Below are 8,342 nucleotides of genomic sequence, written 5' to 3' on the forward strand. Positions count from 1 at the left end.
AGTTGTTATCTAAACAACTTGCTCCTTTTTTATGCAATCCTTACTTAAATATTCAGAAGTAACATCAAATAAATTACCACCTTTAAGCTTAAGTATTCTATCACAAATAGATAAAGCTTGAGGTCTGTGGGTTATTATAATACAGGTCGGTTTATGAGGTAAATTCTTTACAGCTTCAACAACTTGACATTCAGTATCAGGATCCAAAGAAGAAGTAGCCTCATCCAATATAAGAATAGGTTTCTTTCTTAAAAAAGCTCTAGCAATACTTATTCTCTGTGCCTGACCTTCTGATACACCATCACCTTTTTCACGGATAACAGTATCAAATCCATCCTCTAAATTATCAATAAAGTCAAAAGCACAAGCAAGCTTTGTTGCTTGAATCATTTCTTCTAATGAAGCATTAAGCTTTCCAAGTTTTAAATTATCTTCAATAGTACCAGAAAATAAAGTATTACCTTGGGGTACATAAGATATAAGCTCTCTATGACTCCTATTTAATTTTAAAGTCTTATTACAATAATATTTTAAATTAATTTCTCCATTACTTTGTTCAATAAGAGATAATATAAGCTTTATTAATGTTGTTTTACCTTCACCAGAAGGGCCAACAAAAGCAACTGTTTCACCTGGATTAATGCACAAGTCAATTCCTTTAAGGATTTTACTACCTTTATCATAAGAAAATTCAACATTATTAAAGTTAATTAGCGGGGTAGTAGTAGTTGACTCTTCTAATTTTAAAGTAAAATCTTCTAAAGTCATTGATTCAATTTCCATAAGTCTTTCTGCAGCTGCAATGGCACCAATAATTCTTGGAAATGTTCCAGCAAGTCCTGAAAATGGACCTTGTACATTTGAATAAAGTTGCAGCATAGCTGTCATTGTTCCATAAGTACCAATTCCATTTGCAATATTTAAAGCACCAAAACAAAATATTGAAAAGTAAGCGACTGAAGAGCAGAAGCTCATAGATAATCCAGAAAGCAAACTTATTTTTGTATTTTTCATTGATAAAGAATAAACATTATTTTGAAGTTCATCGATATTATTCAAATTATCTTTTTCAAGACAGAAAGTTTTTACTATAGTCATATTATTTAATGTTTCTTGAATGAAAGAGCGGTATTTAACATCTGCTTCTTGCATTTGCTTATATAGCTTCTTTAATTTCTTAGCAAATAATCTACTTATAATTATTAAAAATGGGCCAAGAAAAACTGCAATAAGTGCAATAGAAGGAGCTAGATGCATAAGAGTTGCAAATGATGCAATTAATGTAACTGATAATGAAATTATACTCGGTATTGTTCCCATAAGTACGGAAGATATAGTACTAACATCACTTGTAATTCTAGTTAAAAGACTTATACTGTGATGCTTACTTTGTTCTTCCCATTTGCTATAAGTTATATGTTTATATATTCTTTTTTGCATCTGCTGATTAAACTTTATTGAAGTGTGATTTGATAACAGTGAAGTTACAGGACTTATAAGCATACGACCAAACATTATTGAACCCATAATAATAAGCCACTTTATTACTTCAGATTTTTGACCACCTATAGCGGAATCGATAAGTGATTTGGAAACTAATGCATTATAAACGCCTATTAACGAAAGTGAAGAACTTATTATTATTGTGAATATTAAATATGGGATTATAGGTTTTGACTGTTTTAATATCCATTTAATTTTTTCAAAAGTATCTTTCAAATATATTCCTCCTTTATAAATTATTACAATAAATATATAGTATCATATATCTATTGAAAAATACATATTTTTCCAGTATAATTATTTACATATAATGGCAGGAGAGTATTGGATGGAGGATATATTTATGAACAAGTCGCAAAGGGATTTAATGAGATTTTTAAAAAAAGGAATACGTGGTGAGAAGATTAAATTTGATGAAAATATTAAATGGGATAGTATTTTAAAACTAGCAGATGAACATAAAGTTAAAGGTATTATTTATACTTCTATTAATTTTGGAGAAAAATCTTTATTAAAAGATGCATTAATAGATAACTGGAAAAGAGATACCTTTATAACGGCAGTAAGTCAGAGCAGACACTTAAATGAAAGTGCTAATATTTTAAATAAAATTAGCACTGAAAATATAGATGCAATAGCTTTAAAGGGATTAGTAATTAGGGAGTTATACCCTATACCAGATTTAAGAACTATGTCAGACTCAGATATATTAGTCCGGGAATGTGATTTAGATAAGGTTGGACAGATTCTTAGAGAAAATGGATATTCTAAGAATGAAGAAAAGGACAATCATGGAGCTCATCATGTATATATAAAAGATTCATATTATCCTGTAGAAGTTCATTGGACTCTTATTAATGATAGCTTTTTTAAAGGAAGTAAAGAATTTGAAAAAGATTTATGGGACGGGATAAAGGAAGTTAATATAAATGGTGCAAAAGCATATAGTTTATCATTAGAAGATTTAGCACTTCATTTATGCTCTCATATGGCAGTACATATAGCTTATGGTGGTTTTGGAGTGAGGCAACTTTGTGATTTAGTACTTTTAGTTGAAAATAAAGGAAAAGAAATAGATTGGAATTTATTTTTAAATAAAGTAAGTAATAGTGGAATAGATAAATTTGTATTTATAATTTTTAATATTTGTAATGAACTTTTTGATATGAAGATACCATTTAATATGAGTGGGGAAGTTTTATTTAATAGGAAGTACGCTGACATATTAATAGAAGATATTTTCAAAGATGGGGTATATGCAAGTAATGATATTCATAATATTTTTGCAAATGAATTTGCTTTTGATAAAGAAGATAATGGAGCTTTTAAGAAGTTCATTTTATTTATGTTTCCACCTGTTAAAAAAATGAGTGAAAAATATAATTATGCAAAAAAATATAATGTATTAATACCTGTTGCATGGATACATCATATAATTTCTGGAATTACTAGAAATGAATATAAATTTATTGATAAAGTTAAATTTATTTTTCTTACTAATTATATTTCTAGAAGAAAAAACAAATTATTAGATTGGCTTGAAATATAATTTGTAAAACCTCATTGAAAAATAAAATAATTTGATGTACGAAAAAAACAGTCTTTTATTGATTTTAAATGTAAATAAATGGTAAAATTATTAAGGGCTTAAATTTAAGTATCCAATATATTTAGTCGGAGGTAAAAATAATGCAAATTAAAAAATGGGAGAATCCAGAAGTATTATCCTTAAATTCAAAAGACACAAAAAATCCAGATGGTTTTCACTATCCAACAGCATGGCACTGTCCTACATGTGGACCAGTAACCGCAACACCTGTAAACAAGGCAGTTGGAGCACCTGATGGACCACATAGTTGTGACGTATGTAAGAAGTTACTTTATCAGGAAAATTGGGTAGGAGATGGCAATCATCCATCTTAATATGTAATGAAAGTTACGGAGGTTAGTATAAAAAGTTTTATACTAATCTTTTTACATAGAACTAAGGTAAAGAAAGGGAGTTAAATAAAATAATGATTAAAAACTATTTTTATAAAATATATGACTTAATAGTCAAATCAGAATTCAAAATAGATGAATTAATAAGTATAGATGAAACAGAAAATTTTGATGTAAAAATAAAATACGGAAAGGTACCAGAAAAATTAATTAAAGATATAAATGAATATAAATGGTACAGCATAGAAAAAGACTATTCAGTATTAAAGATAAAAGATGTAGGAAACTACTATATAAAAGAAGGAAAAGAAATAATAGTAGAACCATATGAAAGCGCAGAGTATCACTACATTAAAACATATATATTAGGATCAGCATTTGGTCTTTTATTAAAGCAAAGGAATCAAGTTGCTATACATGGTGGCACAGTTAAGATAGGGGACAGGGCAGTTATACTTACAGGTAATACAGGAGCTGGAAAGTCCACATTAACAAATGCATTTAGACATAACGGATATAAGTTCTTATGTGATGATGTTTCACCACTTTCAGTAAAAGATAATATAAAAGTAATGCCAGCTTATCCACAACAAAAATTATGTAAAGATGCAATGGATAGTATGGGATATAATACAGAAAACTTCAAAAGAATAGATGAAGGAAGAGATAAGTTTGCAATACCAGTTCATGAAAGCTTTATTAAAGATCCACTTAATCTTGGAGGGATATGTGAACTCGAAATTCATGATGGAAATGATGTAGAAATTGAAGAAGTAAAGGGAAAAGATAAAATAATATCAGTAATTAGAAATATATATAGAATAGAACTATTTCGCGAAACTCACTTAGATAAAGAATATTTTAAAAGTTGCTTAAATATTGCAATGAAAATTCCAATTTATAAAGTTAAAAGACCAAGGATTGGATTTACAGTAAATAATCAAATAGAACTTATAGAAAAAGTATTAACTAACAATTAGGATTTGAAAAAGAAAGGGGTAAGAATGATGAAAAAGATAGTTTCAAATACAAAGGTTCAACAAAACAAAGAAATTGATGCAAGTGATTTAAATGGGGACAAGGTAATGATGAATTTAGAAAAAGGAATGTACTTTGCTCTAAATGGTGTAGGGAGTAGAATATGGGATATTATTGAGGAGGAGAAAAGTGTAGATCATATTGTTGATGTGCTCACAAGTGAGTATAAAGTTAATAGAGAGCAATGTGAAGATTCAGTAATAACATTTTTAGAAGGACTAGAAAGTGATGAGCTTATTACGGTTTTGTAAAAGTATAAAGACATTTACAAGATTAGATTTTAGAAAGAAAAGATTATTTACTAGGGCATTTATACTTACAGGTATAAATAGATACTCTATATTAAATACTGAATTTAAAAATATTACAAATAAAATAGGAACTTCTAAAGAAGAAAGTTCTCATAAATTAGATAAGAAGAAGTACAAAATTGCAAGGGAAGTTTCTGATGTAGTTAGAGTTGTAAGTAGTCATACACCATGGGAAAGTCTTTGTTTAGTTCAAGCTATGACAGCACAAAAATTGTTAAAAAAAGAAGGTATATCATCAACTTTATATTTAGGAGTTAAAAGAGACGGAAATGAAATGCTAGCTCACGCTTGGCTCAGGTGTGGAGAGTATTATGTAACTGGCGGTACAGGTGAAGGTTATGCAAATGTAGCAAAGTTTTCTAATGAGAATAATTTAAAGGATGCATTATGATTAATAAAAGAAGATTGATTTATTTAGTAGTACTTGGAGCAATAGTCTTAGGAATTGCAATTTTAATAATAAATTATAATAATATTTTTACAGAAGAAGAGAAGTCAGTTTTTTCAGAGGATATCTTTACTAATTATAATGAAGAAACAGGGATTATAGGATATGGTTCCCCCACTATGAATATAACTTTAGAAAATATTATAAGGGAAGAACCTAATTTAAATATGTGGGAAGTAAATATTAAATTAAAGGAGGCATCTCAAATTAAATCAGCTTTTGCAGGTGAGAAATTCACATTAGATAAGAAAGAAAAAACATCACAAATAGCAAAGAGACATAATGCAGTACTTGCAATTAATGGATCAGCATATGGATTTAATGATAAAGGGTTTGTTATAAGAGATAAAGTTTTATACAGGGATACAAGTCTTGATGTGGGTCCTTTGGTTATAAAGGATAATGGGGATTTTGCTATATTTGGACATGGTGAAAAGACAGGACAGGAAATGATTGATATGGGTGCCATGCATGTTTATGACTTTGGACCTGATTTAATACGAGAAGGTGAAATAGTTGATTACGGAAACACTTGGTATAAAGATGGCAAGGATCCAAGGACTGTAATAGGACAAAAGGGCCCTCTTGAATATGTGATTTTAGTTATTGATGGTAGAAGTAAGGAATCAGAAGGTATGAGTTTTTATGATGCTGCAATTGAACTTAAATCTAGAGGTTGCTATTTTGGTTATAACTTAGATGGTGGTGGATCGACTACGTTATATTTTAAGGGTAAAGTTTTAAATAAACCAAGTGATCTTATGGGAGAACGTAAAATTTCAGATATATTATATTTTGTTAATTAGAATATGTAAATGATAAGGGGGCTTTATGGGGAATATATTAGTTACAGGTGGGATTGGTTACATTGGAAGTCATACAGTTTTATCGTTAATAAAAGAAGGAAATAAAGTTGTAATACTAGATAACCTTTGTAATAGTAACATTAAAATAAAAGAGAAATTAGAAATAATAAGTGGTGAGAAGCTTAAGTTTTATGAAGTGGATTTATTAAATTATAATAGTGTAAAAGAAGTGTTTAATAAAGAAGAAATAGAAAGTGTAATACACTTTGCAGCACTAAAAGCAGTTGGTGAGTCAGTTAAAAAACCACTTGAATACTATAATAATAATTTAGTTGGAACAATAAATCTTTTAAGAGTGATGATAGAAAGTAATGTTAAAAATATTATATTTAGTTCATCAGCAACAGTTTATGGAGATAGTAAAGTTATGCCAGTTCATGAGGAGTTACCACTCCTTCCTGCAACTAATCCATATGGAAGAACAAAAGTTATGATAGAAGATATATTACGGGATGTATATAAAGCAGATAAGTCATTTAATATAATTTTATTAAGGTATTTTAATCCAGTTGGAGCTCATGAAAGTGGACTTATTGGGGAGTTACCAAATGGAATTCCAAGTAATTTAATGCCTTATATATCAAAGGTAGCAAATGGTGAACTTGAATGTGTTAATGTTTATGGGGATGATTATGAAACTGTTGATGGTACTGGCGTTCGTGATTATATTCATGTATGTGATTTAGCTGATGGTCATGTTGCTGCAGTTAAGAAGATGAGAGAGAAGTGTGGACTTAAGGTGTATAATTTGGGTACGGGAAATGGATACTCTGTGTTGCAAATTATTAATGCTTTTAAGAGAGTAACAGGTAAGGATATTCCTTATAAGGTAACTAAGAGACGTGATGGAGATATTGGAACGTGTTATGCTAATGCTGAGAAGGCGATGAGGGAACTTAACTGGACTGCAAGAAGAGAAATTGATGACATGTGTAAAGATTTTTGGAGATGGCAACAAGTTGGAATGAAAAAATTATAATTTTTTCATTCCGACTTGTTTTTTTGTTAACAGATAGTATATAATTTACATTGGAAAAATTAGGAGGGGAACAATATGATGAAAAAATTTAAACAACTATCACTATGGGTAAGGATTATATTAATAGTAATTGGAGTATTATTTTTACCAATAACAATTGGTATAGTGCCAGTATACTTTGCAACAAAGGGGATTATAAAGGGGATTAAAGGAAAAAAATATAGAAAGACAATTTTATTAATAATACCTGAACTTATGGCTATAATAATATTATTTTTAGCAATAGATTTATATACTGCAATTATGGGTCCTGCTGATACTAAAAATCAAAATGAAATAGTATCTACTCAAAAAGAGGATAAAAAAGATGAAATAAAAGTTGAAGATAATAATACTGTGGATGAAAAGAAGGAAGAAGAAAATCAACTAGAAAAGGTAGATCAAAAGGAAGAAGAAAAGTTACCACAATACGAAATTGTATCAGTAGATGATACAAGCATTGGGAGAGCTGTTAGAAAAACTATAAATATTGTAGTAAAAGGTGATTATACTTTAGATGGTTTATATAAAGTAGCTGAAAAAGAAATTAATCTATATATAGATAAGAATAAAATTAATGCTTTAACAGTAGGATTTTTTACAGATAAAGACCATATTGGAGAAGGCTATGATATGGGAAGAGTTGAATATGTTCCAAATGGTGTATTTGGAGATGCAGTAAATGTAGAGTCTGGAGATTATAGTAGTTTTAAATTAGTAAATTATTTAGAAGAGCCAATTGCTTTTGAAAAGGGTGAAGAGCTTAAAGAAGGTAAAAGTGATTTAAATAAAATCAAGAAAGATTTTGAAGAAGTGTATGGTGATACTAAGGTTACTGTAAACTTAGATGGAGAAGTGCTTTATGTAAAAATAAATGAAGCAGAGGACAATAAATTTTCTAAAGCTGATGAAAATGCAATAAGTACTTATACTGATTTTTCATTGGATAATATTAAAAGTGATGTTAAATATTTAGATATTACTGTTAAAAGACCAAGTTCAAGTGTTAGAAGTAAATTACAAATGTCAGAAATGGAAACTGACAATGGAAGATATTTTGATACAGATTATATAAAGAGAAATATTGAACTATAATAGTGTACTAGAGGGTTATATAAAGATAATAATTTAAATAACCTTTTTTTTATAAAAATGATTCGACAAAATAAAAAAATGTTTAATATGTTGAATTCGTTAATTTAATCTAATAATTCAAT

The 8,342-nt window shown here is 28.7% G+C and carries 9 protein-coding genes; 8 read left to right on the forward strand and 1 reads right to left on the reverse strand.

Translation table 11 applies throughout. From position 1 onward, the window contains the following. Positions 1–9 precede the first annotated feature (9 nt). Complete coding sequence (locus RSF37_RS10710) at positions 10–1,719, reverse strand: ABC transporter ATP-binding protein (protein ID WP_332564389.1); 1,710 nt, start codon at positions 1,717–1,719, stop codon at positions 10–12. 127 nt (positions 1,720–1,846) lie between these two features. Between RSF37_RS10710 and RSF37_RS10715 the strand changes: the two genes are divergently transcribed. From RSF37_RS10715 to RSF37_RS10750, 8 genes are all read left to right on the forward strand, one after another. Further along, positions 1,847–3,052 carry a nucleotidyltransferase domain-containing protein gene (locus tag RSF37_RS10715; protein ID WP_332564390.1) on the forward strand — a complete coding sequence of 402 codons (1,206 nt, stop codon included), beginning with the start codon at positions 1,847–1,849 and terminating at the stop codon, positions 3,050–3,052. Positions 3,053–3,192: 140 nt separating this feature from the next. Next, complete coding sequence (locus tag RSF37_RS10720) at positions 3,193–3,426, forward strand: hypothetical protein (RefSeq protein ID WP_332564391.1); 234 nt, start codon at positions 3,193–3,195, stop codon at positions 3,424–3,426. 92 nt (positions 3,427–3,518) lie between these two features. After that, complete coding sequence (locus RSF37_RS10725) at positions 3,519–4,424, forward strand: hypothetical protein (protein WP_332564392.1); 906 nt, start codon at positions 3,519–3,521, stop codon at positions 4,422–4,424. A 24-nt stretch (positions 4,425–4,448) separates the two neighbouring features. Further along, entirely contained in the window at positions 4,449–4,733 is a 285-nt protein-coding gene (locus tag RSF37_RS10730) for a lasso peptide biosynthesis PqqD family chaperone (protein ID WP_332564393.1), read from the forward strand. Beyond that, positions 4,711–5,184, forward strand: a complete 474-nt coding sequence (locus RSF37_RS10735) for a lasso peptide biosynthesis B2 protein (protein WP_332564397.1) — start codon at positions 4,711–4,713, stop codon at positions 5,182–5,184. Before RSF37_RS10730 ends, RSF37_RS10735 begins: the two co-directional genes overlap by 23 nt. Then, entirely contained in the window at positions 5,181–6,047 is an 867-nt protein-coding gene (locus tag RSF37_RS10740; protein ID WP_332564394.1) for a phosphodiester glycosidase family protein, read from the forward strand. Before RSF37_RS10735 ends, RSF37_RS10740 begins: the two co-directional genes overlap by 4 nt. Before the next feature lie 25 nt (positions 6,048–6,072). Beyond that, positions 6,073–7,086: a UDP-glucose 4-epimerase GalE gene (gene galE / locus RSF37_RS10745; RefSeq protein ID WP_332564395.1), complete on the forward strand. Its 1,014-nt coding sequence runs from the start codon at positions 6,073–6,075 to the stop codon at positions 7,084–7,086. A gap of 75 nt (positions 7,087–7,161) precedes the next feature. Continuing rightward, on the forward strand, positions 7,162–8,220 hold the full coding sequence (locus RSF37_RS10750; protein ID WP_332564396.1) for a hypothetical protein: 1,059 nt from the start codon (positions 7,162–7,164) through the stop codon (positions 8,218–8,220). The last annotated feature ends 122 nt before the right edge of the window (positions 8,221–8,342 follow it).

The sequence above is a fragment of the Clostridium sp. genome (assembly GCF_036643715.1).
In the GTDB taxonomy this organism is placed as follows: Bacteria; Bacillota; Clostridia; order Clostridiales; family Clostridiaceae; genus Clostridium.

Excerpts from the sequence above, each read along its gene's own strand:
- RSF37_RS10740 (WP_332564394.1), top strand. The coding sequence starts at position 5,181 with ATGATTAATAAAAGAAGATTGATTTATTTAGTAGTACTTGGAGCAATA.
- RSF37_RS10735 (WP_332564397.1), top strand. The coding sequence starts at position 4,711 with ATGAGCTTATTACGGTTTTGTAAAAGTATAAAGACATTTACAAGATTA.
- RSF37_RS10725 (WP_332564392.1), top strand. The coding sequence starts at position 3,519 with ATGATTAAAAACTATTTTTATAAAATATATGACTTAATAGTCAAATCA.
- RSF37_RS10715 (WP_332564390.1), top strand. The coding sequence starts at position 1,847 with ATGAACAAGTCGCAAAGGGATTTAATGAGATTTTTAAAAAAAGGAATA.
- RSF37_RS10730 (WP_332564393.1), top strand. The coding sequence starts at position 4,449 with ATGATGAAAAAGATAGTTTCAAATACAAAGGTTCAACAAAACAAAGAA.
- galE (WP_332564395.1), top strand. The coding sequence starts at position 6,073 with ATGGGGAATATATTAGTTACAGGTGGGATTGGTTACATTGGAAGTCAT.
- RSF37_RS10720 (WP_332564391.1), top strand. The coding sequence starts at position 3,193 with ATGCAAATTAAAAAATGGGAGAATCCAGAAGTATTATCCTTAAATTCA.
- RSF37_RS10750 (WP_332564396.1), top strand. The coding sequence starts at position 7,162 with ATGATGAAAAAATTTAAACAACTATCACTATGGGTAAGGATTATATTA.